The 26,467-nt window shown below is 67.2% G+C and carries 21 protein-coding genes; 11 read left to right on the top strand and 10 right to left on the bottom strand.

Annotated elements, in window-relative coordinates; translation table 11 throughout:
- The first annotated feature begins 57 nt into the window (after positions 1 to 57).
- Positions 58 to 531: a universal stress protein gene (locus tag GVL12_RS14130; RefSeq protein ID WP_159915032.1), complete on the top strand. Its 474-nt coding sequence runs from the start codon at positions 58 to 60 to the stop codon at positions 529 to 531.
- A 31-nt stretch (positions 532 to 562) separates the two neighbouring features.
- Here the strand turns inward: GVL12_RS14130 and GVL12_RS14125 are convergent, their stop codons facing one another.
- From GVL12_RS14125 to GVL12_RS14110, 4 genes are all read right to left on the bottom strand, one after another.
- Entirely contained in the window at positions 563 to 955 is a 393-nt protein-coding gene (locus tag GVL12_RS14125) for a hypothetical protein (protein WP_159915030.1), read from the bottom strand.
- A gap of 178 nt (positions 956 to 1,133) precedes the next feature.
- On the bottom strand, positions 1,134 to 2,321 hold the full coding sequence (locus GVL12_RS14120; RefSeq protein ID WP_159915028.1) for a phospholipase A: 1,188 nt from the start codon (positions 2,319 to 2,321) through the stop codon (positions 1,134 to 1,136).
- Complete coding sequence (locus GVL12_RS14115) at positions 2,318 to 2,773, bottom strand: hypothetical protein (protein WP_159915026.1); 456 nt, start codon at positions 2,771 to 2,773, stop codon at positions 2,318 to 2,320. Before GVL12_RS14115 ends, GVL12_RS14120 begins: the two co-directional genes overlap by 4 nt.
- A gap of 11 nt (positions 2,774 to 2,784) precedes the next feature.
- A complete protein-coding gene (locus tag GVL12_RS14110; RefSeq protein WP_159915024.1) occupies positions 2,785 to 4,851 on the bottom strand; it encodes an ATP-dependent helicase in 2,067 nt (688 codons plus the stop codon).
- A 235-nt stretch (positions 4,852 to 5,086) separates the two neighbouring features.
- On the opposite strand from GVL12_RS14110, the gene GVL12_RS14105 reads away from it, so the two are divergent.
- Positions 5,087 to 6,037, top strand: a complete 951-nt coding sequence (locus GVL12_RS14105) for an AEC family transporter (RefSeq protein ID WP_159915022.1) — start codon at positions 5,087 to 5,089, stop codon at positions 6,035 to 6,037.
- A 390-nt stretch (positions 6,038 to 6,427) separates the two neighbouring features.
- On the opposite strand, the gene GVL12_RS14100 is transcribed toward GVL12_RS14105, so the two are convergent.
- From GVL12_RS14100 to hemE, 3 genes are all read right to left on the bottom strand, one after another.
- Positions 6,428 to 7,573, bottom strand: a complete 1,146-nt coding sequence (locus tag GVL12_RS14100) for an asparaginase (protein ID WP_159915020.1) — start codon at positions 7,571 to 7,573, stop codon at positions 6,428 to 6,430.
- A gap of 136 nt (positions 7,574 to 7,709) precedes the next feature.
- On the bottom strand, positions 7,710 to 9,851 hold the full coding sequence (gene priA, locus GVL12_RS14095; protein WP_159915018.1) for a primosomal protein N': 2,142 nt from the start codon (positions 9,849 to 9,851) through the stop codon (positions 7,710 to 7,712).
- Between the two features lie 707 nt (positions 9,852 to 10,558).
- The gene (gene hemE, locus GVL12_RS14090) at positions 10,559 to 11,671 is read right to left on the bottom strand and encodes a uroporphyrinogen decarboxylase (protein WP_159915016.1); all 1,113 of its coding nucleotides are present in this window, start codon (positions 11,669 to 11,671) and stop codon (positions 10,559 to 10,561) included.
- A 267-nt stretch (positions 11,672 to 11,938) separates the two neighbouring features.
- On the opposite strand from hemE, the gene gltS reads away from it, so the two are divergent.
- Both gltS and GVL12_RS14080 read left to right on the top strand, forming a co-directional pair.
- Entirely contained in the window at positions 11,939 to 13,153 is a 1,215-nt protein-coding gene (gene gltS / locus GVL12_RS14085; RefSeq protein WP_159915014.1) for a sodium/glutamate symporter, read from the top strand.
- A gap of 207 nt (positions 13,154 to 13,360) precedes the next feature.
- Positions 13,361 to 14,206 (top strand): GNAT family N-acetyltransferase, encoded by an 846-nt coding sequence (locus GVL12_RS14080; protein WP_200843753.1) that lies wholly within the window; start codon positions 13,361 to 13,363, stop codon positions 14,204 to 14,206.
- Positions 14,207 to 14,213: 7 nt separating this feature from the next.
- Here the strand turns inward: GVL12_RS14080 and GVL12_RS14075 are convergent, their stop codons facing one another.
- From GVL12_RS14075 to GVL12_RS14065, 3 genes are all read right to left on the bottom strand, one after another.
- Positions 14,214 to 14,759: a hypothetical protein gene (locus tag GVL12_RS14075; RefSeq protein WP_159915012.1), complete on the bottom strand. Its 546-nt coding sequence runs from the start codon at positions 14,757 to 14,759 to the stop codon at positions 14,214 to 14,216.
- Positions 14,760 to 14,939: 180 nt separating this feature from the next.
- Positions 14,940 to 17,162 carry a protein-disulfide reductase DsbD gene (locus tag GVL12_RS14070; protein ID WP_159915010.1) on the bottom strand — a complete coding sequence of 741 codons (2,223 nt, stop codon included), beginning with the start codon at positions 17,160 to 17,162 and terminating at the stop codon, positions 14,940 to 14,942.
- Positions 17,163 to 17,263: 101 nt separating this feature from the next.
- Positions 17,264 to 18,736, bottom strand: a complete 1,473-nt coding sequence (locus GVL12_RS14065) for an MATE family efflux transporter (RefSeq protein WP_159915008.1) — start codon at positions 18,734 to 18,736, stop codon at positions 17,264 to 17,266.
- Positions 18,737 to 18,796: 60 nt separating this feature from the next.
- Between GVL12_RS14065 and GVL12_RS14060 the strand changes: the two genes are divergently transcribed.
- The 7 genes from GVL12_RS14060 to GVL12_RS14030 all read left to right on the top strand — a co-directional run bounded on the left by GVL12_RS14060 (position 18,797) and on the right by GVL12_RS14030 (position 26,453).
- Positions 18,797 to 19,654, top strand: coding sequence for a creatininase family protein (locus tag GVL12_RS14060; protein WP_200843752.1), 858 nt, complete (start codon positions 18,797 to 18,799; stop codon positions 19,652 to 19,654).
- 240 nt (positions 19,655 to 19,894) lie between these two features.
- Positions 19,895 to 20,869, top strand: a complete 975-nt coding sequence (locus GVL12_RS14055; protein WP_200843751.1) for a tripartite tricarboxylate transporter substrate binding protein — start codon at positions 19,895 to 19,897, stop codon at positions 20,867 to 20,869.
- Positions 20,870 to 20,898: 29 nt separating this feature from the next.
- A complete protein-coding gene (locus tag GVL12_RS14050; protein WP_159915004.1) occupies positions 20,899 to 21,747 on the top strand; it encodes an alpha/beta fold hydrolase in 849 nt (282 codons plus the stop codon).
- 12 nt (positions 21,748 to 21,759) lie between these two features.
- Positions 21,760 to 23,268, top strand: a complete 1,509-nt coding sequence (locus GVL12_RS14045; RefSeq protein ID WP_159915002.1) for an NAD(P)/FAD-dependent oxidoreductase — start codon at positions 21,760 to 21,762, stop codon at positions 23,266 to 23,268.
- The gene (locus GVL12_RS14040; RefSeq protein ID WP_159915000.1) at positions 23,265 to 24,188 is read left to right on the top strand and encodes a 3-hydroxyacyl-CoA dehydrogenase family protein; all 924 of its coding nucleotides are present in this window, start codon (positions 23,265 to 23,267) and stop codon (positions 24,186 to 24,188) included. Before GVL12_RS14045 ends, GVL12_RS14040 begins: the two co-directional genes overlap by 4 nt.
- A gap of 66 nt (positions 24,189 to 24,254) precedes the next feature.
- A complete protein-coding gene (locus tag GVL12_RS14035; RefSeq protein ID WP_159914998.1) occupies positions 24,255 to 25,004 on the top strand; it encodes an SDR family NAD(P)-dependent oxidoreductase in 750 nt (249 codons plus the stop codon).
- Positions 25,005 to 25,106: 102 nt separating this feature from the next.
- Positions 25,107 to 26,453 carry an MmgE/PrpD family protein gene (locus tag GVL12_RS14030; protein WP_159914996.1) on the top strand — a complete coding sequence of 449 codons (1,347 nt, stop codon included), beginning with the start codon at positions 25,107 to 25,109 and terminating at the stop codon, positions 26,451 to 26,453.
- The last annotated feature ends 14 nt before the right edge of the window (positions 26,454 to 26,467 follow it).

Genomic DNA, 26,467 nt, shown 5'->3' with positions numbered 1-26,467 from the left:
CTGGGGGGAAGCCCGGGGTCTGGCACACTGGGGCATCGATAACTTGCGGAGGCCTAGATGCTCAGAATCATGATCGCAGTGGATGGATCGGAACCCTCTCTGGATGCCGTACGCCATGGAATACAGCTGGTGCGCCAGGGACTGCATGCGAGCCTGGTGCTCGCCCATGTGCAACAGGAAGCCTCGTTGTTCGAACTCGCGACCCAGGACCCCGACCTGATCGCCGGAGCAAGCGTGGACGCGGGCCGTCACCTCATGGAGCCGGCGGTGGCGCTGGTCGAGGCCGCGGGCGCGAGCTATGAAACCGAAGTCGGCCTGGGCGAGCCCGCGGCGACGCTGGTCGACATGGCCGAGCGCAACGGTTGCGACATGATCATCATCGGCGCGCTCGGCCAGGGCAACGTGCGCCGCACGCTGATGGGGTCGGTGTCGCGGGAAGTGGTGCACCTGAGCCCGGTGCCCGTGACCATCGTCAAGCACCCCGATCCCGAGGATGTGGCGGATGCGCAGGATGTGGTGGACGAGGAATAGGGCATCCTCGCGAGGCGCTTGCGCCTCGCCCTCAGGCCCGGCGAGACTGGCTTGAAGCCGTCTTGTTGGCCTGCCACTTGCCATGCGGCAGGCTTGCCAGCCGCTGGAACATGCGCCGGCAATAGCCGCGTATGCGCAGGCAGTTGTTGATTTCATCGACGGGCAGCGGGCCGGAGACGACCACGATGTCGTCGGCCGAGTCCCAGGCCCCGGCGGCGCGCAGGCGCCGGCGTGCGGTCAGCGCCCAGGAATGGATGCGCGTGGGCGTGCCGTGCTGGTGGACTTCGCCGGTGTGCAGGTCGAAGGCGATGGCCACGGTTTCCGTTCTGAGCCGAAAGCGGCGCTCACCCGTGACTGCGCTGGGCGTATCGCGCATGTCGTACAGGTAGTAGTGGCCGGCCTTGAGCTGGTATTGCTGTTCCATCGATCCTCCTTCAAGCCCCATTTTGCGCGGTCTTGCGGTCCAGGCAAAGTCGGGTAAGCGGTGCGAAAGTCGGGCTGTTCTCTGCGGGGAGCACTCCATGGTACTTGAGTCGTCCGCGGCCTCTGGCACTGGCATGCCCCAGCATGGGGGAAGCCGCGTAAGCGGCTCAGGGGGTGCTTTAAAAGTCAAGCAGGCTGAAGCCTACGCTGAATACCGTGCGTTTGTGGTTGTAGTCGATCAGGCTGTCACCATACCCCGAGAACAGCTGCGTGTGCAGGCGCAGATTGCTGCGTCCGCCGCCTATGCCGTCGCCCAGCGTGCGCAGCCATTCGAGCCGCACGGCGCCGCGCGGCGTCGCGCCCAGCGAGCTGCGCACCGTGGCGCTCAGCGTGTGGATGCGGTTCGGGTTCCAGGTGGCGGTGAGTTCGGCGCGGCCCAGGTAGTTGCTGATGTCGGGGTTGTCGTCGTTGAGCGCGCCTTCTTTCACGCGCTTCCAGATGCGGCTCGTGAGCGCGAAATCATTGCCTTTTTCCAGGCCGGTCATCAGGTACCAGCGGTTCCAGCTGCGCGACAGGGGCAGGCTCTGGCCATTGGACTGGTGCACCAGGCCCGCACCCGCATAGGCCCAGTTCCAGCCGGCGGGCAGCGCCAGCGACAGCGGGTAGACGTAGATCAGTTCGGGCTCATGGTCGGTGGTGCGAAACGGCCGCGACAGGTCCGGGCTGAACACCTGCCAGTACGACTGCTGGGTATAGCCGAACCACAGCGAATCCTTGCGTTCGGGCGTGTGCGCGAGCAGGCCCTTGGCGAGCTTGGTGCGTACCGAGATATTGAGCCGGGTTTCGGTGTGGCGGTAGTCGGTTGCCGTCGTGCTCTGGTGGTCGGGCGAGGGCGACGAGGGCAGGCGGTTGACATTGCTGCCCGAGACCACCGAGACCGACATCGGCCGGTAGCCGCGCACGGCGAAGGTGCCGCAGTCCGTGCCTTCGGTCAGCTCCCAGAAGCGGGTCATGGCGCTGTACCTGGCGTCGTTGCAGCCGCGCACCACGGGGTCGGCCGGCATGGGGTCGGCCGTCAGCGGCGCGGCCGACGTTGCGACGATGGGCGCGGGCACAGGCAGGGGGGGCTGTGCGGCCTCGGCCTGGGCGCTGGCTGCCGGCGCCTGCCAGGGCTGATTGTTGGCCCATTCATCGAAGCAGGCCAGGCGCTCGGCGCCATTGGCGGCCGCGGTGCACAGCCGCCAGGCGTCGGCCGGCGTGCTGCCGATAGGGGCGCTGGTGCCCGCGGCCAGGGCCGGCAGCGACAGCAGGCCGCACGCGGCAAGGGTGGCAAGCGTGCGCGCGTTCAGCACGGTCAACGCATTCATTCGCCGGGCTGCTTGCGCAGCACGAATGAAAGGGCGAGTGGAGGGTTTTCCTGAGTCCATGTTCCGCGAATTTCCTTGCCGCAACTGTCCGAGACGACCTGGCCAATCCAGGTCGCGCTGATATTCGTGCCGTTGACCGATTCCTCGAGCGTGAAATCGCCCTGGTCGACATCGCCGGCGAGCAGCGCTTCGCTGCCCGCGCGCTGGAGCCGGCCGCGCACGCTGGCCGCGAGTTCGGGGTGGGGCGTGAGCTCGAGACGGGCCGAGGTGAACGGTATCGGCGGCGCGCCAGCCGCCGGCGTGAATTCTGCGTTCCAGTGGCCCAGCAGGGTCTGGTGGCTGGCGTCGGTGGCGGCCATGCAGGGCGTTGTCTGGGCGAAGGCGCTGCCGGCAAGCCACAGCAGGGCGGCCGCCGCGCTGCAGCGCAGGAAAGGGGAGAGGGGCAGAGGCATGACAGTCTGAATCAGGGAGCAGGCGCCTGCGTGGCGGCCTTGCGGGCAAATTCGGCGCGCAGCTGGCGCAGTTTCTCGCGCGGGTCTTCGCGCGCCGTGGATTGGTCCAGGCCCATCTCCTTGATGAAGCGGCTGGGCATGGCGGCGACCATTTCGCGGCCTTTCTTGCGGCGCTTGGTCCAGCTCACGGCCAGGCTGCGCTGGGCGCGCGTGATGCCCACATACATCAGCCGGCGCTCTTCCTGCAGGCGCTGGGCGGTTTCCTCGCTGACCTTTTCCTGGCGGCCGTTGTCGTCGTCGAGCTTGAACGGCAGCATGCCTTCGGTCACGCCGACCAGCATCACATGCGGCCATTCGAGGCCCTTGGAGGCGTGCAGCGTCGACAGGATCACCATGTCCTGCTCCTTCTCGCGCTCGCTGATGGTCGAGAGCAGGGCGATGGTCTGCGAGACTTCGAGCAGGCTTTTCTTCTCGCTGGTGATGGCGCTGCCGCTGCTGTCGTCGACCTGGCCGCCCGCGCGCTGGGCCATCCAGTCGCAGAACTCGAGCACATTGCTCCAGCGCGCGGCGGCGACGGTCTCGCTGTCCTCGCTGTCGTAGATGTGCTTCTCGTAGTCGATTTCCTTGAGCCAGTCGGCCAGGAAGGCGCGCGAATCCTCGGCGCCCAGCGTATGGCGGGCGCGGTATTCGAGGTCGTTCACGTAGCGGCCGAACTCCATCACGCTGTCGTGGGCCTTGGGTTGCAGCACGGCGGGCAGCATGTGGCTGAACAGCGCGCCGAACATGCTGAGCTTGTGCTGGGTCGAGAACTCGCCGAGCTTGCCCAATGTGGTGTGGCCTATGCCGCGCTTGGGCGAGGTGATCGCGCGCAGGAACGCCGGGTCGTCGTCGTTGTTGATCCACAGCCGGAACCAGGCGCACAGGTCCTTGACTTCGGCGCGGTCGAAAAAGCTGGTGCCGCCCGAGACCTTGTAGGGAATGGCGGCCTTGCGCAGCGCTTTCTCGAACGGCTTGGCCTGGTGGTTGGCGCGGTAGAGGATGGCGAAGTCCTTCCAGGCCGGCGGCGGGTTGCTGGCCGCGCGCAGGGTCTGGATGCGGGCCACGGCGCGCTCGGCTTCGTGCTCTTCGGAGTCGGCATCGACCACGCGCACCGGATCTCCTTCGCCCAGCTCCGAAAACAGCGTCTTGGGATACAGCTTGGGATTGGGCTGGATCACATTGTTGGCGGCGCGCAGGATGGCGCTGGTCGAGCGGTAGTTCTGCTCGAGCTTGATGACCTTGAGCGCGGGATAGTCGAGCGGCAGCTTCTTGAGGTTGTCGAGCGTCGCGCCGCGCCAGCCGTAGATCGACTGGTCGTCATCGCCCACGGCGGTGATATGGCCGCGTTCGCCGATCAAGAGCTTGAGCAGCTCGTACTGGGTGGCGTTGGTGTCCTGGTATTCGTCGACCAGCACATGGCCCAGCAGCTTTTGCCATTTCTCGCGCACGGCGGGGTGGTCGCGCAGCAGGCGCAGCGGCATGCCGATCAGGTCGTCGAAGTCCACGCTCTGGTAGGCCGTGAGGCGTTCCTCGTAGCGCGCCATCAGCAGCGCGATGCTGCGCTCGCTGTCGTCCTGGGCCATGGCCAGCGCTTCGCGGCTGTCATAGCCCATGTTCTTCCACTTGCTGATGGTCCACTGCCATTGGCGCGCCGTGGCCACATCGGTCGTGCCGCCGGCCGCGTCCTTGAGGATGCCGACCACGTCGTCGGAGTCGAGAATGCTGAACTGGGGCTTGAGGCCCAGCGCCTGGCCGTCCTCGCGCACCATCTTCACGCCCAGCGCGTGGAAGGTGCAGATCAGCACGTCCTTGGCGGCGCGGCCGATCAGGCCCTTGGCGCGCTCGCGCATTTCGGCCGCGGCCTTGTTGGTGAAGGTGATGGCGGCAATGCGTTTGGGGTGCAGGCCGGTATCGATCAGCCGGCCGATCTTGTGCGTGATCACGCGCGTCTTGCCCGAGCCCGCGCCCGCAAGCACCAGGCACGGGCCTTCGGTGTAGTGGACCGCTTGGAGTTGGGCAAGATTGAGACCGGCGGACATAGGTAGGCAGAGGGGCAGGTGAAAGGGGACAGTGGGAATGGATGCGGCAGGCCGGCGCGTGCGCTACGCGAGGCTAGACGCATGATACTGGCCCGACGCCTGGATGGGTGTTGCACTGCAGCATGCCCGGGAGACGGATGGGTATGTCACAGGCGTAACACTTCGTGCCAAACTCTGTGCCTGGGCGCGTGCGCCGCAGCTTCCAGACCGCTTTCTTCCTTCCCTGCCCGCCGCCATGCTGTCCGTTCTGCTGGTTACTGCCCCGTTCTTCGCGCTTGTGCTCTGTGGCTTTGTTGCCACCCGGCGTGGCATCCTGCCGCTGTCGGCGATCGGCGGCCTCAACAGCTTCGTGCTGTATTTCGCGCTGCCCTGCATGCTTTACCGCTTCGGCGCGCGCACGCCGATCGCGCAACTGCTGGACCCGGCCGTGGCCGGCGTCTATCTGGCCAGCGGTCTGGTCATGGTCGGCGCGGTGGTCGCGCTCACGCGCCGGCGCCTGGGCTGGAACGACGCGGCTTTCGGTGCGCTGGTCGCGGCCTTTCCCAATACCGGCTTCATGGGCGTGCCGCTGCTCGTGGCCTTGCTCGGCGCACACAGCGCGGGCCCGGTGATACTGACCATGGCGCTCGACATGCTGGTCACCACCTCGCTGTGCATTGCGCTGTCGCGCCTGGGCATGGCCGGCGGCGCGGGCGTGGCGCTGCGCAATGCGTTCAAGGGCATGGCCGCCAACCCCATGCCCTGGGCGATCGCGCTGGGCGCGCTGGCCTCGTGGGCCCAATGGACGCTGCCCGCGCCCGTCGAGCAGACGCTGGCCATGCTCGGCGACGCCGCCCCGCCCGTGGCGCTGTTCACCATAGGCGCGGTGCTCGCGCGCTCGCAGATGAATGCCAGCGAGCGCGTGCCGCTGCGCGACTATGTGCCCGTGGCGCTGGCCAAGCTGATTGCACACCCGTTGCTGGTCTGGCTTGCCGGCCGCGCGGCCATCGCGCTGGGCGTGTCGCTGTCCGAGCAGGCGCTGGTCGTGCTGGTGTTGCTGTCGGCCCTGCCCAGCGCCAGCAATGTCGCGCTGCTGACCGAACGCTTCGGCGCCCACGGCGGGCGCGTGGCACGCATCATCCTGGTCAGCACGGCGCTGGCGTTTCTGACGTTTTCGGGCGCCGTGGCGCTGATGACGGGGGGGTAAGAGCGAACAATCTGTTCGGGCCCTCAAGCAAATAAATGCCGTTCGCCCTGAGCCCGCCTCGGCGGCCCCGTCGAAGGGCGTTTCAGGGCGTGCAGCAAAAACCATAGCTGTAGCATCAGTGCCCTGCGTTCATCCTTCGACAGGCTCTCAAGAAACGGCTTTTTTTGTCAAATAAATCAACGACTTAGAAAGCACTCGATTAAAATACCGACCCTTCGACAAGCTCAGGGCGAGCGGGGAAAACCGTTCGTGGTGAGCCTCGCTCGGCGCGCCCGTCGCACCATGAACGGCCTGCCCTCAAGCCCCGCTGTTTCTTGTCAACGCATTGCGAGGCTTGGCCTCGCTTACCTTGCTCAGGACGAACGGGGTACCAACGGTGGTTGAGGGAGGTTAATACTCCCAAAATATGCGCTGCAGTTCGCGCGTGTCCTTGGTCTGCGTCAGCGCCACCGCCGCCAGCAGCCTGGCCTTCTGCGGGTTCAGGTCATGCGCCACGACCCAGTCGTACTTGTCGTCGGGCTGCTCGGCGTTGCGCAGCACGAAGCCGCCGGGAATGCGCGAGCTGCGGATCACGACCACGCCCTTGCCGCGCAGGTCATTGAGCCGCGGCACGATGCGGTCGGGGACCGAGCCATTGCCCGTACCCGCGTGAATGACGGCCTGCACGCCGGCCGCGCCCAGCGCGTCGAGCGCGGTGCTGGGCACATTGCCGTAGCTGTAGACGATGTCCACGGCCGGCAGCGTGGTGATGCGCTCGATGCTGAACTCGCTGCTGAGCGTATGGCGCTTGACGGGCGCGCGGAACCAGTAGGTCTTGCCTTCGACCACCATGCCCAGCGGCCCCCAGGCGCTGGCGAAGGCGCTGGTCTTGATGTTGACGAGCTTGGCGACGTCGCGCGCGGTATGGATTTCGTCGTGCATGCTGACCAGCACGCCCTTGCCCGCGGAGTCAGGGCTCGCGGCAACGCTCACGGCACCCAGCAGGTTGAGCGCGCCGTCGGCCGACAGCGCCGTGCCCGGGCGCATGGAGCCGACCAGCACGATGGGCTTGTCGGTCTGCACCACGAGGTTGAGGAAGAAGCCGGTTTCTTCCAGCGTGTCCGTGCCGTGGGTGATGACGATGCCTTGCACGTCGGGCTGGCGCACCAGTTCCTGCACGCGCCGGGCCAGCGTCAGCAACTGCTGGTTGGTGAAGCTTTCCGAAGCGATCTGGAACACCTGCTCGCCCGACACGCGCGCGACCTGGCCCAGCTCGGGCAGGCCGATCAGCAACTGCTCGACCGGGACCTTGGCCGCCTGGTAAGTGGCGCTGCTTGCCGCCGAGGCGCCCGCGCCGGCAATGGTGCCGCCCGTGGCCAGCACCACGACATGGGGCAGGGCTGGCGTGGTCACGGCGGCGGCGGGCGCGCTTGCGACAGGAGCCGGGGCCGGCACCGCGGCCATGCTGTCCCGTGGTGGGGCTGTGGTGCACGCGGCAAGGGCCAACGCGCTGGCGCATACCGCCAGGCGCCAAAGGGAAGGGGTGGAAGCAGTCATGGTTATTGGCTCCAGCACAGGGTGGTTCACGCCGAGGAGGCCCCGCGACGCGCCAGCCAGAAGCTGACAATGCACTGCCGCCCCGGCGTTGGCAAGATGCAGACCCCAGTAACAAAATGCCCTTGACAGTTCCCTGTCAGATCGCCAGAGGGTCTACATCGACCAGCCAGCGCACCAGCGGCCGGTGCTGGGGCTGGGCGCGCAGTTGATGCAGCAGTGGCTGCCAGGCGTGCAGAAAGCGTTGCAGCGCCGTGCGGTCCAGGCTTTCTATCAGCATCTGCGCGCGCTCGACGTTGGCCACGCGCTGGATGGTCATGGGAATCGGCGGGAACAGGAACACATCGTCGAGCCCTGGCAGCCGGGCGTCGCGCGCGGCCTGGCTCGCGGCGTGCAGGAAGGCCTGGGCGTCTTCCTGGGTGCGGGCGTCGGCGCGCACCAGCGCCTGGTAGGCAAACGGCGGCATGCCCGCGTCCGCGCGCTCGCGCAGTTGCTGCGCGGCGAAGGCCGGGTAGTCATGGCTGCGCAGCGCGGTGAACACCGCGTGCTGCGGGTCGCGCGTCTGGATCCACATTTCGGCGCGGCTGCCGTTGGCCTGCAGATAGTCGGCGTCGCGCCCGGCGCGGCCCGCGGCCTGCATCAGCAGGCAGAACAGCCGCTCCGAAGCGCGGTAGTCATTGGAGAACAGCGCGTTGTCGGGCTGCACCGCCGCGACCAGCGTGATGCGGCGGAAATCATGGCCCTTGGCGACCATCTGTGTGCCCACGAGCACGTCGATGTCGCCCGCATGCATCTGCGCGAGCTGGGCTTCGAGCGCGCCCTTGGCCTTGGTGGTGTCGGCGTCGATGCGCGCCACGCGCGCCGGTTCATGGTCGGGCCGCTGCACGTTGCGCAGCAGGCGCGCGAGTTCTTCCTCGAGCTGCTCGGTGCCCTTGCCCAGCGGCAGGATGTCGGGGTTGCCGCAGGACGGGCAGGCGGGCGGCACGCGCTGGGTGAAGCCGCAGTGGTGGCAGCGCAGCGTGCGGTCGCCCTTGTGGAACACCTGGTGGGCGCTGCAATGCGGGCAGTCGCTTTTCCACTCGCAGTCGGCGCAGTAGAGCACGGGCGCGAAGCCGCGGCGGTTGAGCAGCACCAGGCTTTGCTCGCCGCGCTGCACGCGCTCGGTGATGGCGGCGAGCAGCGGCGGCGAAAAGACCGCACGCTTGGGCTGCTGTGTCATGTCGACCAGCCGCACCCTGGGCAGGGCCGCGGCGCCTATGCGGCTGGGCATGTGCAGCCGCAGGTAGCGCCCGCCAGCGTCCTGCTCGGTGGCCGGGCGGCTCGCATGCCAGCTCTCGAACGAGGGTGTGGCGCTGCCCAGGATCACCTGCGCGCCCTGGGCGCGCGCGCGCCAGATCGCGAGGTCGCGGGCCGAGTAGCGCGCGCCTTCCTGCTGCTTGTAGCTCGCGTCATGTTCCTCGTCGACGACGATGACCTTGAGGCCCGGCAGGCTCGCGAACACCGCCATGCGCGTGCCCAGCACGATGCGCGCGGCGCCGGTATGCGCGGCCAGCCAGCTCTTGAGGCGCTGCGGGCCGGTCATGCCGCTGTGCATGCTGACCACGGCGGCCGCGCCATATTGCGGCGCGAAACGCTCGACGAAGCGCGCTTCGAGCTGGGGCGTGAGATTGATCTCGGGCACCATCACCAGCGCCTGGGCCGTGGGATCGGCGTCCAGCGCGGCCTGGACGCAGCGCAGATAGACCTCGGTCTTGCCGCTGCCCGTGCTGCCGTAGAGCAGGAAGGGACGCCCGGCGCCGGCGCTGGCGGCCATCTGCTGCACCACCTGCTCCTGCTCGGCGCTCAGCGCGACCAGCGCGGGTGCCGCACCCGGGTCGGCTGCGGCGGGCTTGGTCTTGGCCGGCTTGAGGCGCCGCGCGAGCTGCTCGGCCGTGAGTTCGCGCAGCTGCGGCGGCAGCGCGGCCATGGCGATTTCGCCAATGCTGCGCTGGTAATAGCGCGCGGCAAACGCCACGAGACGGCGCCAGGCGTCGGGCAGGGGTGCAATGCCTTCGAGCACGCCGGTCACGGGCCGCAGCTGCAGGGCCGATTCAGGCGCAGGCGGGTCGTCGGCCGCGCCAGGATCGTCCCAGACCACGCCCAGCATCTCGCGCTTGCCCAGCGGCACGCGCACCAGCGTTCCGGGCGCCAGGCGCGTGCTGGCCGCATAGGTCAGCAGGTGGCCGACCGCGCTGTGGGCAGGCATCTGCAGGGCAATCTGGACGGGAAACAGGGCGGTCATGGCGGCGGGTAAAAGGGATGCAGAAGGCGCTCGGGTAGGAAATCGGGGGATTCCCGGCTTTTTGCCGATTTTCTGTGGATAACTTTGTGGGAATTGTCAGGGCTTGTGCCGGCACGAAGGCTTTTGGCGCGTGGGGCGCCGGTTTATCCGATTCGCGGCCCGTGAGGCTTCTCTTTATAAAACAAGAGCTTGCATGGGGGCTGCAACACCTGTGACGGTGCCATGACAGCCTCTTGGACCGCATTTTCGACCCCCCGCCGATGTGCATAAGTCGGAACGCGGGTCGGTGTCAAGCGCCAGGAACCCCCTACTTTTTTCAAGAAAATCCGCGCGTTTTGCAGAAAAAACGGAGAAACCAGCCGCAAGTCCTTGATTTCAGAGTTTATTTGCTAATTTCCGAAGTTTCTGTGGATAACTTTGTGCACAAGCGCCAGGGAGAAAGCTGCCATATTCAGGCACTTCTTGCCAGGCTCTGTAGGAGAGTTCTGAGTGCATGGAAAAATTCCCTTTCAAATCAACAGCTTGTGTTGTTTTTTCTGGAGGCTGCTCGCATTTTCTGGACCGGCATCGCACTGTAAGCGTGCATGCCAACTTGCCCCATCGCTGTGCATAACTGACAGGGGCCAGGGTGGGCGCTTGCTCACCCTGGCCTGCGCTGCGTGGCTGGAATGATTCGCAGGCCGCAGCCGCTGCGAACCGGCAATCGGTCAGCGCTGGCGCAGCGCGCGCGAGTGGCTGTGCACCGTTTCGACGAGCGCGGCCACATGTTCGGGCGGCGTGAACTGGCTGATGCCGTGGCCCAGGTTGAAGATATGCGTGGGGCCGGTGGTGCTGCGGTCGGTATGCGGCGCGCCGAAGCTGTCGAGCACGGCGCGTGCCTGGGCGGCGACCTGCTCGGGCGGGGCGAACAGCACGTTCGGGTCGATATTGCCCTGCAGCGCCTTGCCCGGGCCGCCGACGTCGCCGCCGACGATGGCGCGCGCCTTGCCCAGATGCGCCGTCCAGTCCAGGCCCAGGACCTCGCAGTCCAGGTCCTTCATTTCAGGCAGCCAGATGCCGCCGCCCTTGGTGAAGACGATGCGCGGCACGTCGGTGCCGTCCACGCCGGTGCGCTTGAGCTGGGCCAGCACGCGGTGCGTATAGGCCAGGCTGAATTCCTGGAAGCAGCCATCGGCGAGCACGCCGCCCCAGCTGTCGAAAATCATCACCGCCTGCGCGCCGGCGTCGATCTGCGCATTGAGGTAGGCGGCGACGCTGTCGGCATTGACGCTCAGGATGCGGTGCATCAGGTCGGGGCGTGCATACATCAGGCTCTTGACCAGCCGGTAGTCGCTGCTCCCCTGGCCTTCGACCATATAGCAGGCCAGCGTCCAGGGGCTGCCCGAGAAGCCGATCAGCGGCACGCGGCCGTTGAGCGCACGGCGGATCGAGGTCACGGCGTTGAACACGTAGCTGAGCTTGTCCATGTCGGGCACGGCCAGTTCGGCCACGGCGGCCTCGTCGCGCACCACCTTGGCAAAGCGCGGGCCTTCACCGGCCTCGAAGCTCAGGCCCAGGCCCATGGCGTCGGGAATGGTCAGGATGTCGCTGAACAGGATCGCGGCATCGAGCGGGAAGCGCTCGAGCGGCTGCAGCGTGACTTCGGTCGCGTAGTCCACATTCGTCGCCAGGCCCATGAAGCTGCCGGCCTGCGTGCGCGTGGCCTTGTATTCGGGCAGGTAGCGGCCCGCCTGGCGCATCAGCCACAACGGGGTGTAATCGGTGGCCTGGCGGCGGCAGGCGCGCAGGAAAGTGTCGTTTTGGAGGGGGGCAAAAGACATGGGGACTCACTCACAAAGGGGGCTTGGCCGCAGCGGATGGCGCGCCGCAAAGGCGCATCCGGCGGCAATGGACGGCGCCTGCATCAGGCCAGGATACCTACCCGGTCAGGCGGTCGACAGGGAATCGGGCAATGGTCCAGTTTAACGGATCGGGAATTTCGCAGCTGGACCCGGGCCGGGAACTTCGCCAGTCGTACTTTTTGTTACGGCACAATGGCAGTATTTTTGCTGGATCGTCGCCTGGAGCGTGAGAAGGAAATGTTCGTAATGCTGCCTGAAACGCTCACAGTGCCTGCTTTCCAGAGCTTCACACTGGCCATCTTGCTGTTTTTCGTCGGGCAGAAAGTGAGCCAGCAATCGGCGCTGTTGCGTCGCTACAGCATTCCCGAACCGGTGGTCGGCGGCTTTCTGTGCGCCTGCGTGGTCGGTGCTGCCTATCTGGCGCTGGGGCTGCGCATCGAGTTCGATCTCGGCGTGCGCGACATGCTGCTGCTGTATTTCTTTGCCGGCATAGGGCTCAAGTCGGATCTGCGCACGCTGCGCGAAGGCGGCCGGCCCGTGATGTGGCTGCTGGGCCTGTCCTCGGCCTTCATCGTGCTGCAGAACCTGCTGGGCATGGGGGTGGCCGGCCTGTTCGGGATCGATCCGCGCGCCGGCCTGATGACCGGCTCGATCTCGCTGACCGGCGGCATAGGCACCACGCTGGCCTGGGGGCCGGAGTTCGTCGAGCGCCTGGGCATTGCCAATGCGGTCGAGCTGGGCATGGCCAGCAACATGGTGGGGCTGATCGTGGCCTGCACCATTGGCGGCCCGGTCGCCAGCTATCTGATGCGCCGCCACCGGCTGATCGGCGGCGTCGGCGCGCTCGATGTCGGCGTGACGGCCGAGCAAAAGAGCCCGCCGCTCGATTACATGGGCGTGCTGCGCGCGCTGCTGTGGCTCAACATGGCGCTGTTGCTGGGTGAAGTGATCACGCCGCTGTTCCACGAAATCGGGCTGCAGCTGCCGATGTTCGTCGGCTGCCTGATGTCCGGCATGCTGCTGCGCAACCTGCTGGGCCGCTGGCTGCTCGGCGGCCACGGCGATACCCTGCACTGGCAGGGCATACGCCAGGGGCTGGCGCTGATTTCGGATATCTGCCTGGGACTGTTCCTGACGATGGCGCTGATGGGCCTGCAGCTGTGGATGCTCGGCGGCGTGATGGGCTTCGTGCTCAGCGTGCTGGCGCTGCAGGTGCTGCTCACCGTGGCGTTCACTGTCTGGGTGGTGTTCCGCTGCATGGGCGGCGACTACGAGGCGGCCGTGATCTGCTCGGGCTTTGGCGGCATCGCGCTGGGCTCCACGGCCACGGCCATGGCCAACATGACCGCGGTGACCCACAGCCACGGCGCGGCCCACCGGGCGTTCATCGTCGTGCCGCTGGTCTGCGGGTTTTTTGTCGATATCGTCAATGCGTTGGTCATCCAATGGTTGGCTAGATAACTAGCCCCCACGCTTGCTCGCTTCGCGTACCGAAGTGCAGGCCACGACACACAACTGTCACCGCTCCATCACGCCCCTGTCATATCGCGGGCCAACAATGCGTAGCGTGAGCCGGGGCTGAAAAAAAGGGGAGTGACGCGGTTACCCGTCAGCCACCCGATCCCCCCCGGTATCACGCCAATTCAGCGCAGTTGCCTGGGAGAATGTATGGACGAGAACCTGCAAGCCATGCCGATCGGAGACTGGGCATCCACCATGCCCGTCTACCAACCCCGGGCGCTGCCCGCCCTGCTGCGGCCCGCCGTGGAGGCGCGGCCTCCCGCGCGTTTGCTGGTGCAGTGGGCGCGCCACCAGGACGAGGTGCGCGAAGCCCAGCGCCTGCGCCACCAGGTGTTCGTGCAGGAGATGGGCGCGCGCTTGCCCACGGAACTCGCGGGCCATGACATCGACCATTTCGACGCCTATTGCGAACACCTGCTGGTGCGCGACCCGGTGAGCCAGGCCGTGGTCGGCACCTACCGGCTGCTGACGCCGGCCGAGGCCCGGCGCGCGGGCGGCCTGTATTCGGACAATGAATTCGATCTCGCGCCTATCGAGGAATGGCGCCCGCGGCTGGTCGAGCTGGGCCGCAGCTGCGTGCATGCCGACTGGCGCAACGGCGCGACCATCATCGCGCTGTGGGGCGCGCTGGCCGAGTTCATGCAGCGCAACGGGCTCGAAGCCATGCTGGGCTGCGCGAGCATGCCCATGTACCACCCGGGCCTGGCCTATGGCGAAGGCGCGGCCAGCATCTGGCAGCAACTGCGCACCCGCTACCTGGCCGAGCCCGCGATGCAGGTTCAGCCCTATACCGCCTTGCCGCTGCCGGCCGAAGGCCGGACCACACCGGCTGCCGCCAGCGTGCAGCCACCGGCCTTGATCCAGGGCTATCTGCGCATGGGCGCGAAAGTGCTGGGCGCACCGGCCTGGGACCCGGATTTCCAGACCGCCGACCTGCCGCTGATGGCGCGCATCGCGGACCTGCCCGCGCGCTACAGACGCCAACCCGGCTGAAGTCGCGTCATTCCTGCGTGGCTTCGTCCGGCTGCGTGAACAGCAGCCCCAGGGCCGAGAGGCTCAGCAGGAAGATCACGAACATGTAGAGCGCGGTGGCCAGCGACAGGCTGATGGTGAACACCCATTGCCATGTATTGCAGATGTTGCCCGTGCCATACAACGCGAGGCACTGCTCCACATGGGGCATGTGCAGGTACCAGGCCACGGCCCAGAGCGTGAGCGCGCCGACCAGCAGCACGCCCTGCCAGCCCTGGCGCAGCGACAGCAGGGCCACGAGCGAGATGGAGACGGACGTGCCCCAGACCAGCATCAGCGACCAGCTCACGGCGGGTGAGCGCGCGAGCAGGTCCTGGAACCAGGCCATCTTGGGCAGTTGGTCGAAGACATCCAGCAGGTCCCAGACCATGGGCACGACCGCGCCTGCGACCGCCAGGCAGGCGACGAGCAGCGCCAGCAGGCCGTAGTGCCAGCGCCGGGGCAGGCGGGGTTTGTCCTGCAGCGAACGGCGCTTGTCGGTCGGGGGGGGATGGTGGCGCAGGGTAGCGGTCATGGCAACCTCCTGATGGGCTACGCCGGCACGCCTGGACTGCGACTCCGGCGCGCTGCAAGAAAATGCAGCGTGCGTTCAGTCTAGGCCGATCGTCCGGCCTGCGCGTGTAGTCTTACGCTGACACCGCGGCCCGGCGCAGCGGTCGCACCCATGCCGGAAAGGGTAAGTCCCTAGGTATCACTAGAGTATTTGCAGCGCGCTGCGCACTTCGGCCGGCGACAGCAGCTCGGTCATGACATGCGGGGGCTTGCCCGGCGCATAGAGCACATAGACCGGCACGCCGCTGCGTCCGAGCGCAGCCAGCGCCTGCGTGATCGCCGGGTCGCGCCGCGTCCAGTCGGCGCGCAGCAGGGCCACGCCGCGCGCCGCGAAGTCGGCGCGCACCTCGTCGCGGTTGAGCGTGGTGTGCTTGTTGACCTGGCAGGTCACGCACCAGGCGGCGGTGAAATCGACGAACACCGGCGTGCCCGCGGCCGTGAGGCTGCTCACGCGCTCGGCCGACCAGGGTTGCCAGCCGTCGGCGCTCGCCATGGACGCGCTGCCCGGCGCGGTCGCCGCGCGCGTGATGTGCGGGCCCACGGCGCTGCCCAGCCAGAGCGTGCCCAGCAGCATGCAGCTGACCAGCAGCCAGCGCGTCCTGCCGCCCAGCGTGAATGCCCAGACCAGCGCGCTGAGCGCGACCAGCAGCACCAGCAGCGCGCCCGCGCCGTCGATGCCGCTTTGCTGGCCCAGCACCCAGACCAGCCAGGCCACGGTGGCGAACATCGGAAAAGCCATGGCGCGGCGGAAGGTTTCCATCCAGGCGCCGGGCCGGGGCAGCCAGCGCACCAGCGCCGGCATCCAGCTGGCAAGCACATAGGGCAGGGCCATGCCGACGCCCAGGGCGGCGAACACCGTCAGCGCCTGGGCAGCGGGCATGTCGATCGCCAGGCCCAGCGAGGCGCCCATGAACGGCGCGGTGCAGGGCGAGGCGATCGCCACCGCCAGCACGCCCGAAAGAAACGCTTCGCCCGTGGGGTGGCGCAACTGGGCGCTGGCCCAGCGCTGGGGCAGCATGCGGCCGAATTCGAACATGCCTGCGAGGTTCAGCCCGAGCAGCGTGAACAGCACGGCCATGGCCGCGACCAGGCCCGGCGACTGCAACTGGAAGCCCCAGCCCAGTTGCTGGCCGGCCGCGCGCAGCGCGAGCAGCAGGCCGCCGAGCGCCAGAAACGACAGCAGCACGCCCGCACCATAGGCCAGGCCTCCCAGGCGCAGCATGCGCCGGTCCTGGCCGTGGCGCGTGAAGCCGACGATCTTGATCGCCAGCACCGGGAACACACAGGGCATGAGGTTGAGGATCAGCCCGCCGACCAGTCCGCCCAGCAGCGCCATCCAGAAGCCGGCATTGCCGCCCGCAGCGGGCGCGACAGGGGCCTGCTGCGCATTCGCCGCCAAGGCTGCAGCCAGCGCCGGCGAGACGCTGGCGACGGGCGCGCTGTCCCAGCGGCCTTGGACCGCGGCCACGGTACGCCAGGCGAGCGGGCCGTCGGTGGCGGCCGCCACGGGCGCGACGACAAAGGGCAGCTGCTCTGGCGTTTCGCCGCGCATGGCCGACAGCGGCCAGTCGGCGGTCCAGACCGCGCCATCCCAGGCCTGCGTCCAGCCGCTGCCGGGCAGGGCCGCGTGCTCGAGCACTTCGGGGGTTTCCGGGAACAGCGCGAGGTCCTGGCCCTGCAGCGTCGCGGGCAGGCCCGCGATGCGCAGCTGCAGTCGCTCGCCTTCGACCTTTGCCGTGCTCTGGCCGGACAGCGCCGCGGGTTGGCGCGCCTGGGCCGCGGCAAATGCCTCGGCGTGCAGCGCGGTCGCGCCGCGCACCGGCAGTTGCAGCGTGAAGTCGCCTTCCTCGGGAATGCACTCGACGCGGCACACCAGCCAGCTCGCATGCAGGCGGACCGTCAATGTGTCGCCGGCCGGGGCCGTGAAACCGGGCGCGACCTGGAACGGCACGGGCAGCAGCAACTGGCCTTCGTAGCCATAGTTGACCAGCGGGCCCACGCGGATGGCTTCGGGCACGGGCCAGTCGATTTCACCGGCTTCTAGGCCCGCGGGCAATTGCCATTGCAGTTGCGTGGGCAGGCCCGAGTCGCCGGCGTTCTTCCAGTAGGTATGCCACTCGGGCTGGTGCGTGATCGCCAGGCCCAGCCACAGCGGCTGGCCGGGCGTGACACCGTCGGGCGCATGGGCCACGAGTTCGGCGCGCACCCGCGGGGTCGTGACAACGGCGCCTCCCGAGGCCTGGCTGTTGCCGAGCAACTGGATCTGGGCGAAGCTGCTTTGCGCCGCTGCGAGCGTGAGCAGGGCCAGGGCAAGCAGCCAGGCGGTGAAGGCCCGGGGCCGGAAAGAGGAGAGGCGGTAGGTCATGGTCGCAAGGTGGGAGCCTGGCGGGGGCGGTTTGGTTCCGCAACAGGCTTCGGGATGGTAGCGCGCAGCGCGCGCGGCTGGCCGCGCGGGGCCATCACGCGTTATCGGGCCGGCGCCAGTTGTTCGGGCCTGTCCGACTGGGCGCAGACCGGGGACGGCGGCAGGCCGCCGACTTCGGCGGGTGTGGCGAGTTGCTCTTCGGTGGGGGAGAGCATGCGCGCCTGGCGCCATCCGCCCCAGCGGTAGTAGCCCAGCGACAGCAGCATCGCGCAGGCCGCGCTGATCGGGAAACTCCACCAGATCGCGTCCACGCCCCAGACCGGCTGCAGCCACTGTGCGACGGGCACGCGCACGCCCCACAGCGCGATCGCCAGGATCACCAGCGGCGCGACCACGGCGCCCGTGGAGCGCACCACGCCCGAGATCACGAAGGTCACGCCAAAGAACAGGAACGAGCCGATGGCGATATGGTTGAGGTGGCGCGCGGTCTCGAGCGCCGCGCTGCCGTCGGGCAGGAACAGCGCCAGCACCTGCCGGTCCGCGGCAACCGCGGCCGCGATCAGCGTGCCGGTCATCAGCACATTGCACAGCACGCCCGCGCGCGCCGTCGCGTCGACGCGCTTCCACAGGCCCGCGCCGACGTTCTGCGCGGCCATCGACGAGCACGCGGCGCCTATGGCCATGGCCGGCATCTGCACATAGGTCCACAGCTGCAGCGACGCGCCATAGGCCGAGGACAGCTGCACGCCATGGCTGTTGACCATGCCCATCAGCATCAGCATGGACATCGAGATCAGCACCATCTGCGCGCCCATGGGCAGACCCTTCCAGATCAACGCGCGCAGGATGCGGCCATCGGGCACGAACAGGCGCAGCTCGGCCGCGCCTATCCACAGCGGATGCGCGCGCCAGCGCAGCCAGGCCAGCAGCGCCGCAAAGCCAATGGTGTGGGCGACCAGCGTGGCCGTGGACGAGCCCGCAATGCCCATGCGCGGCACCGGCCCCCAGCCGAAGATGAACAGCGGGTTGAGCGCGGTGTCGAGCAGCACCACCAGCAGCAGGAAGCAGAACGGCGTGCGCGTATCGCCCGCGCCGCGCATCACGGCCGAAACGAAAGTAAACAGATAGAGCAGCGGAATCGCGAGAAAGATCACGCGCAGATAGGCCACGGCCAGCGGCAGCGCCTCGGGCGGTGTGCCCAGCAGGCCCAGGATATGGGCCGAGAACTGCCAGCCCAGCACCGAGATGGCGACAGACGCCGCGCCGAACAGCGTGGCGCTGGTGCCGATCACGCGCTTGGCCTGGGGCAGGTTGCGCGCGCCCATCGCCTGGGCGACCAGGATGGTGGCCGCCATGCCTATGCCGAACATCAGCCCGATCAGCGCGAACAGCAGGTTGTTGGCATTGGCCGTGGCGGTGATCGCGGCCTCGCCCAGGTAGTGGCCGACCCAGATCGCATTGATCGAGCCGTTGAGCGACTGCAGCACATTGCCGGCGAGGATGGGCAGCGAAAAGACCAGCAAAGTCTTGCCGATCGGGCCTTGGGTCAGGTCACGGGTCGAAGTGGATGCCATGGCGCATTGTGCTGTGCACGGTCGAAGTCTGCTGTCTCCGTCTGCACTACCATGGCGAACATGCCCACGTCTTCCTCAGCCCCCCCGCCCCGCTGGCCTTCGCGCTGGTGGGCCCAGGCGTCCGCGCGCGACTTCGCCATGGCGCAAACCAACGGGCTCGCGGCCGATACCGTGGCCCTGCTGCCGGTCGCGGCCGTCGAGCAGCATGGGCCGCACCTGCCGCTGTCGGTCGACGCGACGCTGGCCCAGGGCGTGCTCGACGCGGCGCTGGCGCTGCTGCCGCCCGAGCTGCCGCTGCTGTGCCTGCCGCCGCAGAACATCGGCCTGAGCATGGAGCACACGGCCTACGCCGGCACGCTGACGCTCGCGCCCGCGACGCTGATCGCGCTGTGGAGCGAAATCGGCGCCTGCGTGGCGCGCGCCGGCGTGCGCAAGCTGCTGCTGTTCAACGGCCATGGCGGTCAGGTCAGCGCAATGGACATCGTCGCGCGCGAGCTGCGCGTCAAGCACCGGCTGCTGGTCTACAGCACGAGCTGGTTCGGGCTCGCGGGCGATGCCGCCAACCAGCAGTTCTGCGCACACGAGCACCGTTTCGGCATCCACGGCGGCGAAGTCGAGACCTCGATGATGCTGCACCTCGCGCCCGAAACCGTCGACATGGCGCAGGCGCGCAATTTCGCCTCGACCTCGGAAGACCGCTCACGCCAGTACGCGCTGCTGGGCAATGGCCGCAGCGCCAAGATGGGCTGGGCAATACAGGACTACAACCCCGCGGGCGCGGTCGGCAATGCCGCAGCCGCCACCGCCGAACGCGGCCGGGCGATGGTCGATGCCTCGGCGCACGGGCTGGTGCAGCTGCTGCAGGAGATTCATGCGCTGCCGGCATCGACACTGGTCGACGAAGCGAAGCCTTATTGATCGCCCCTGAGGGGCTGCGCCGCCGGCGTGGCCCCGGCGCGTAACGATGCGAATATGCAGCGCCCGCTGCGGGACAGGGCGTACCCGCAGAAATTCACATGTTGAACAAATCGTGAAATTGAAGTGGCGGCTCCTGCCGGTTCCTTGAAGAATTGGCCCAACGCTAGCGACAAGGGATGCCAACCCTTGCAGGCGTTGAACCAAACAACGGGTCGTGACCCGGGCCAGCAAGGAGACAACATGATCACAAGACGCAAAGTCGGGATGTACGTAGCACTGGGAGCGATGGGCGGCAGCTTGCGCAGCGCTTTTGCCAACACCTGGCCACCCGCCAACCAGGTGATCCGGATGGTGGTTCCGTTCACCGCGGGGGGCACCACGGACATTCTGGGCCGGTTGATGGCCGAGGGCCTGCGCAAGGAGCTGGGCGTCAACGTGGTCGTCGAGAACATTGCCGGGGCCAACGGCAACCTGGGCGCCGCCAACGTGCTGCGCTCCAAGTCCGACGGGCTCACGCTCATGCTGGGCACGCCCGGGCCGATGATCGTCAACAAGTACGTCTACAGCAATCTGGCCTATGACCCGCTGACGGCCTTCTCGCATGTGGCACTGGTCGCCGCGCTGCCCAATGTGCTGATGGTGCGCAACCAGCTGGGCGTCAACAGCGTGGCGGAACTCGTGGCGCTGGCCAGGAAGCAGGATCTCAGCTTTGGCAGCCCGAGCGTAGGCTCGAGTGGTCATGTGTCCTCGGAGCTGTTCAACCTGCACTCCAAAATCAAGGCCACGCACATTCCCTACAAGGGCAGCGCGCCGATGCTGGGGGATCTGGCCGGGGGCAACATCGACTACAGCATCGACCAGATATCTTCCGCGCTGAAGCTGATCCAGGGCGGGCAGATCAAGGCGCTGGCGGTCACCTCGAAGGAGCGCTCCCCCGAGCTGCCCAACGTTCCCACGCTGCGCGAAGCCGGCCTTTCCGACTACGAGGTATCGGTCTGGTTCTGCATCGCCGCGCCGGCCAGGACGCCGCCCGAAATCGTGGCAATCCTCAACACCGCCATTAACAAGGTGCTCAGGGATCCGGCCGTGATCCAGCGCATCAGCGGCTTCGCCGCCCGTCCGCTGGGCGGCAGCGCCGCGGATCTCACCCGTCAGGTGCAGATGGAGCAGCAAAACATCGTTGCCGTGGCCAAGGTCGTCAACTTCTCCAACTAGCAGCAGCGCTGATTCAACGGCTTCTCTTTATGCCTTTCAACACCCACGTCCAGAGCCTCACTGCGTCCACACCGCAAGGGGTCGGCATCCACTACTACGACTCCGACCCCGCGAAAAAGGGGGGGCCGACCATCGTGCTGCTGCACGGCACCGGGGGCTCGGCCGAGAACAACTTCTGGGCCCTGTATCCCATGCTGGCCATGCGCCATCGCGTGGTGGCCCTCGACTTCGTCGACCCCGATGAAGCCATCCCTGAGGCCCAGGCGTATATCGAGCAGGTGCTGGCAGTCGTCAGGGAGGCGAACGCAGATGCGCCCGTCCATCTGGTGGGCTACTCGTTTGGCGCGGTGATCGCCGCGCTGTATGCGGCGCAGCATGGCGCCACGGTGGAGTCCCTCACGCTGGCGTGCGGCTGGGTGAAGACCGACAACCAGCAGCGCCTGCGCAACGCCGTCTGGCGCAGCCTGCATGAGAGCGGGCATGAAGCGATCGCGCAATTCTCCGCATTCGTGAACTACAGCCAGCCGTTCCTCAACGCGAAGAACGAAGGCGAGCTCGACGCGCTCATCCAGGGCATTCGCAACGGCGCGGACCGCTCCAGGAAGATGGCCTTCAACCTGAACGTCGATATCGGCCAGCAGTTGGGTGCGATCACCGCCCCCACGCTGGTGGTGGGCTGCACCCTGGATATCACCACGCCCATGCGCCATGCGCGCATGCTTTTCGGCGGCATCGCCAACAGCCGTTTCGCGGAGATCTACTGCGGCCATGGCGTCGTCCATGAACGCCCCGCCGAGCTGTTCACGATGATCGATGAATTCGTGAGGAACCCGGCTGCATTGCCCGCCGGACATGTCTTTGAGAACGCACACGCCTGAGGTGAACCGACCATGAATGCTTACAACACGAAGGCCGAGAGTCCGGTCACCCAAACTGCGGTGCTGATCATCGGCTCGGGCTTTTCCGGTCTGGGGATGGCCGTCAGCCTCAAGCGCGAAGGCAAGCACGACTTCATCGTGCTCGAACGCGCCACCGAGGTGGGCGGCACCTGGCGCGACAACACCTATCCCGGCGCGGCCTGCGACATCCAGTCCCATCTGTATTCCTACTCGTTCAAACCCAATCCCCGGTGGAGCCGCGTGTACGCGCCGCAGCCGGAGATCCTGGACTACCTGCGCCGCACCGCGCAGGAGGAGCAGATATTGGGGCATGTGCAATTCGGCGCTGCGGTGGAGCGCGCATCCTGGGATGCGACGCGCCAGATCTGGGTCGTGCAGACCTCGGTGGGTGTCTTCGAAGCGCCGGTGCTGATCTCGGCCGCCGGGCACCTGTCCGATCCGTCCTATCCCGACATTCCCGGCATCGCCAGGTTCAAGGGCCAGGTCTTTCACTCCGCGAAGTGGGACCATTCCTGCGACTGGGCCGGCAAGCGCGTGGGCGTGATCGGCACGGGCGCCTCGGCCATCCAGATCGTTCCTCAGCTGGCGCGCACCGCCAAGCACCTGACCGTGTTCCAGCGCTCTGCGCCCTATGTCATTCCACGCCGGGACCATGTGTACAGCGATGCCGAGCAGGGTATGTTCGAGCGCTTCCCCGAGACCATGCAGGAGCTGCGCGACGAGCTGTTCTGGGGCAATGAGTCGCGCTTCCCGCAGCGCCGCCAGGTACCCACGTTCATCGAGATGATTCGCGGCATGGCCGCCAGTCATCTGCAAGCCGAGGTGCCCGACGAGGCGCTGCGCAAGAAGCTCACGCCGCACTACGCCATCGGCTGCAAGCGCATCCTGATCTCGAACGACTACTATCCGGCGCTGATGCAGCCGAACGTGGACCTGGAAACTGCGGGCATAGAGTGCATAGACGAGACCGGAGTGCTGCTCAAGAGCGGCGAGAAGGTCGAGCTGGACCTGCTGGTGGTGGCGACCGGCTTCGAGGCGACCGAGCTGCCGATCGCGGAGCTGATCCACGGCGTGGGCGGCCAGAGCCTGGCGCACAAATGGAAGGATGGCGGCCATGCGTTTGCCTGCACCACGGTTTCGGGCTTTCCCAATTTCTTCTTCATGCTGGGCCCCAACACCGGCCTGGGGGCGGGGTCGATGATCTTCATGATAGAGACGCAGATCAACTACATCCGCGAAGGCGCAGGCTATGTGCTGGACCGAGGTGTCGTGGTCGAGCCCGATGCCCAGGCGGAAATCGATTACACGGACAGCATCCAGCAGCGCAGCCAGGGCACGGTCTGGGTGTCGGGCGGTTGCAGCAGCTGGTACCTTCATCCCGGCAGCGGCAAGCTGACGGCGCTGTGGCCGGATTTCATGTCCCAGTTCCGCAAGGAAAACGGCTCCTTCCGGACCGAAGGCTACAACGTGCGCCCCAGCGTGGCCGCCGCGCAGGCATGAGCGGCGCCACGCAGCACCCGGCGGTGCGCGTAGGCGTGCTCGGTGCCGGCCTGATGGGGCACGGCATCGCCCAGGTCTTCTCGCAGGCCGGATTCGAGGTGTCGATCTGGGACCCGGACCCACTGGCGCTGAGCGATGTGCCGCGCAGGATCGACGCGCATCTGCAGCTGCTGGGCGAGACGCGCCGCGCCAGCGTGTCGCTGTGCGCCACCCTGGCGGAATGCGTCAGCGGCTGTGATCTGGTGGTCGAGGCAGCGCCCGAGAAGCTCGCGCTCAAGCAGGACCTGATCCGCCAGATCGATGCGGCCAACCCCGACTGCATCGTCGCGAGCAATACCTCGGTGTTGCGCATCACCGAGATCGCGCTGCATGCCCAGGACCCGGGCCGTGTCGTGGGCACGCATTGGTGGAACCCGCCGTATCTGATTCCCGTGGTGGAGGTCGTGCGCGGAGAACAGACCGGCGCGGACGTTGCCGACCAGGTCACGCACTGGCTGCGCGCCGCGGGAAAGCTGCCGGTCGACGTGTTCAAGGATGCGCCAGGCTTCGTCGGCAACCGCATGCAGTTTGCCCTGGTGCGGGAGGCGGCGCATATCGTCGAGGAAGGCATCTGTTCGGCCGAGACCGTCGATCTGGTCGCGCGGCACACCTTTGGCCGGCGCATGGCGGCCGTGGGGCCGCTGCGCAATTCGGATTACATCGGCCTCGACCTGGTGGAAGCCATCCTCGACTATCTGGCGCCCCATCTGTGCGATGTGAAGCAGACGCCGGCGCTGATCAAGCAACTGGTTGCGGCCGGCGACAAGGGCGCCAAGACGGGCCAGGGAATCTTCCCATGGCGCGAGGGCGAACGGGACCAGGCCGAGCAAAGGCTTTTGCAGCACCTTCTTGCCATGCAGTCGCTCGATGCCAGTTGCTGAGGGCCGGGCATTTGCGGCGCCGCAGACGGCTGCGCTCCAGCTTGTTTCTTTACTGAGGAAAATATTGTGAACCTGGGAATCGAAGGACAAGTGGCCCTGGTCACGGGCGCAGCCAATGGCATTGGCAAGGCGATCACTCTGGGCCTGGCAAGCGAGGGCTGCAAGGTGGCGGTCCTTGACCGGGATGGCGCATTGGCAGACAAGGTGGCGCTGGAGATCCATGAAAGCGGCGGCCAGGCCTGTGCGATTGCCGTCGATGTCACCGATGCGGCGAGCGTGGCCAGCGCAGTGCAGACCGTGGTCGCGCAACTCGGCGGCTTGCATATCGTGGTCAATTGCGCGGGGTTCTCCATGGACGCGGCGGTCACCAGCATGACGGACGCGCAATGGCACAAGGTCGTGGACGTGACGCTCACCGGCGCCTTCCACATCGTTCGCGCCGCTGCGCCGCACCTGACGGCGCAGCAGTACGGCCGCATCATCAACATCACGTCCCGCGCCCACTTCGGTGATGTCAACAAGGCCAATTACTCGTCCGCCAAGGCCGGGCTCATCGGCCTCACCAAGGCGCTGTCCCTGGAGCTCGGGCCGCAAGGGGTGACGGTGAATGCGGTCGCGCCGGGAATCATCGAGACCGAGCGCCTGCGCGCCCTGCCTTACCTCCAAGGCATCGAGGAGCGGTCCAAGGCGGTGATGCCCATCAAGCGATTCGGTACCGTGGAGGAGGTGGCCAGCCTGGTGGCCTTTCTGGCGTCCGCCCGCACGGGATTCATTTCGGGCGAAGTGGTGCATATCAGTGGGGGGCGCTATGGCTGAGGCGTCGATGAAAGTTGGCGCCAGCGCATGGCGCTGAGATCCTGAAGATTCAAGCCGGCCAGCCCTGCAACTGCAGGTCGGCCCAAGAACAGCGAGTAGACAATGCCTCCACATCCATCGCTTGCCCACGCGCTTTCCCTCTGGGCCATGAACCTGCGCTTCGAGCAGGCGCCGCGCGACGTCCAGCAGGCCCTGCGCAACTGCCTGCTCTACAACCTCAGCATGGCGCTGGCCGTCGACGCGGCAACCGATCCGCTGGGCCGGGCACTGCACGGCATTGCCAGCGCCGACGGGCCCGCAAGGCTTTTCGGTGGACGCGGCAAGCGCAGCGCGGCCGACGCCGCCTTCATCAACGCCAGCCTCATCACCGCCCGCGGGCAGAACGACACCCATCCCCAGGTCGTCACCCACATCGGGTGCATCGTGATTCCTGCGGTGCTTGCCGTCGCAGACCTGGTCGAGGCGCCCCCGCACCGCGTGCTCGATGCGTTGCTGGTGGGCTATGAATCCATTCCCCGGATTGCGCAAAGCCTGTCGGCGCAGACCACGCGGCGGGGATTTCGCGCCTCGTCCCTCTACGGCTCGCTGGGGGCCGCGCTGGCGTGCGCGGTCATCCTCGGGCTGAGCGCGAAGCAGGCGCAGAGCGCGCTCTCGATCGCCACGAACATGGCGTCCGGGCTTTTGCAGACCTGGGCCGACGGGTCACAGGAGTGGCGCCTGCAGATTGCAAAGACCAGCAGGGACGGCGTGCAGGCCGCACTGCTGGCCAAAGCGGGCGTGAGCGGCGCGGAGTTCTGTCTGGAGGGTGATAACGGCTTTGGCGCAGCCTATGCCGGGACGGTGCCGACGCTCGATTTCTCGGGCTGGCGGACACCGCAGATGGTGTTCAAGCCGTACCCCGGCTGTGCCTTCAATCAGGCGCCGGTGCAGGCCCTGCGCGATCTCAAGGCCGCCGTGGCATTCGAGGCGGATGAGGTCGCACAGCTCGATATCTGCATGCACCCGTCGGATGCCGAGTACCCCGGTGTTGCCCTGCATGGCCCGTTTGAATCGCCTTCGGGCGCCATCATGAGTGCCCCCTTCATGCTGGCCGCAACCCTGGTCCATGGCGTGCCGCGGATTGCGCATTTCGAGCGCCAGCACCTGGAGCACGACCTGCACCAACTGGCGCGCAGGATGCGCGTGCGCTCCAGCGCATCGATCGCGCCCTGGACCTGCGAACTCGCGCTGACCACCACCGCGGGCCAGGTCCATCGCCAACGGTTTGATCCCGAGCGTCCATTTCGGCTGGATTGGGATCAGACGCTGGCGCTTGCGGCGCAAGTCGCCCAGGAATGGCGTTGGCAGCACGCGCTGGACAAATTCAATGGCCTGGTGGCAAGTGTTGCGCGCATCGAGACCCATGGCCTCGATCTGCCGCTGCTCAGCCGCGTGGTGTATACCGGGTAACGCTTGAATAACGG

The sequence above is a fragment of the Pantoea sp. 18069 genome (assembly GCF_902706035.1).
Taxonomy (GTDB): domain Bacteria; phylum Pseudomonadota; class Gammaproteobacteria; order Burkholderiales; family Burkholderiaceae_C; genus Comamonas.
Note: the sequence above shows the minus strand (reverse complement) of the source record. Positions and strands in the feature narration are given on the sequence as shown.

Coding starts and splice junctions, on each gene's coding strand:
- GVL12_RS14130 (WP_159915032.1), top strand. CDS start 58: ATGCTCAGAATCATGATCGCAGTGGATGGATCGGAACCCTCTCTGGAT.
- GVL12_RS14125 (WP_159915030.1), bottom strand. CDS start 955: ATGGAACAGCAATACCAGCTCAAGGCCGGCCACTACTACCTGTACGAC.
- GVL12_RS14120 (WP_159915028.1), bottom strand. CDS start 2,321: ATGAATGCGTTGACCGTGCTGAACGCGCGCACGCTTGCCACCCTTGCC.
- GVL12_RS14115 (WP_159915026.1), bottom strand. CDS start 2,773: ATGCCTCTGCCCCTCTCCCCTTTCCTGCGCTGCAGCGCGGCGGCCGCC.
- GVL12_RS14110 (WP_159915024.1), bottom strand. CDS start 4,851: ATGTCCGCCGGTCTCAATCTTGCCCAACTCCAAGCGGTCCACTACACC.
- GVL12_RS14105 (WP_159915022.1), top strand. CDS start 5,087: ATGCTGTCCGTTCTGCTGGTTACTGCCCCGTTCTTCGCGCTTGTGCTC.
- GVL12_RS14100 (WP_159915020.1), bottom strand. CDS start 7,573: ATGACTGCTTCCACCCCTTCCCTTTGGCGCCTGGCGGTATGCGCCAGC.
- priA (WP_159915018.1), bottom strand. CDS start 9,851: ATGACCGCCCTGTTTCCCGTCCAGATTGCCCTGCAGATGCCTGCCCAC.
- hemE (WP_159915016.1), bottom strand. CDS start 11,671: ATGTCTTTTGCCCCCCTCCAAAACGACACTTTCCTGCGCGCCTGCCGC.
- gltS (WP_159915014.1), top strand. CDS start 11,939: ATGCTGCCTGAAACGCTCACAGTGCCTGCTTTCCAGAGCTTCACACTG.
- GVL12_RS14080 (WP_200843753.1), top strand. CDS start 13,361: ATGGACGAGAACCTGCAAGCCATGCCGATCGGAGACTGGGCATCCACC.
- GVL12_RS14075 (WP_159915012.1), bottom strand. CDS start 14,759: ATGACCGCTACCCTGCGCCACCATCCCCCCCCGACCGACAAGCGCCGT.
- GVL12_RS14070 (WP_159915010.1), bottom strand. CDS start 17,162: ATGACCTACCGCCTCTCCTCTTTCCGGCCCCGGGCCTTCACCGCCTGG.
- GVL12_RS14065 (WP_159915008.1), bottom strand. CDS start 18,736: ATGGCATCCACTTCGACCCGTGACCTGACCCAAGGCCCGATCGGCAAG.
- GVL12_RS14060 (WP_200843752.1), top strand. CDS start 18,797: ATGCCCACGTCTTCCTCAGCCCCCCCGCCCCGCTGGCCTTCGCGCTGG.
- GVL12_RS14055 (WP_200843751.1), top strand. CDS start 19,895: ATGATCACAAGACGCAAAGTCGGGATGTACGTAGCACTGGGAGCGATG.
- GVL12_RS14050 (WP_159915004.1), top strand. CDS start 20,899: ATGCCTTTCAACACCCACGTCCAGAGCCTCACTGCGTCCACACCGCAA.
- GVL12_RS14045 (WP_159915002.1), top strand. CDS start 21,760: ATGAATGCTTACAACACGAAGGCCGAGAGTCCGGTCACCCAAACTGCG.
- GVL12_RS14040 (WP_159915000.1), top strand. CDS start 23,265: ATGAGCGGCGCCACGCAGCACCCGGCGGTGCGCGTAGGCGTGCTCGGT.
- GVL12_RS14030 (WP_159914996.1), top strand. CDS start 25,107: ATGCCTCCACATCCATCGCTTGCCCACGCGCTTTCCCTCTGGGCCATG.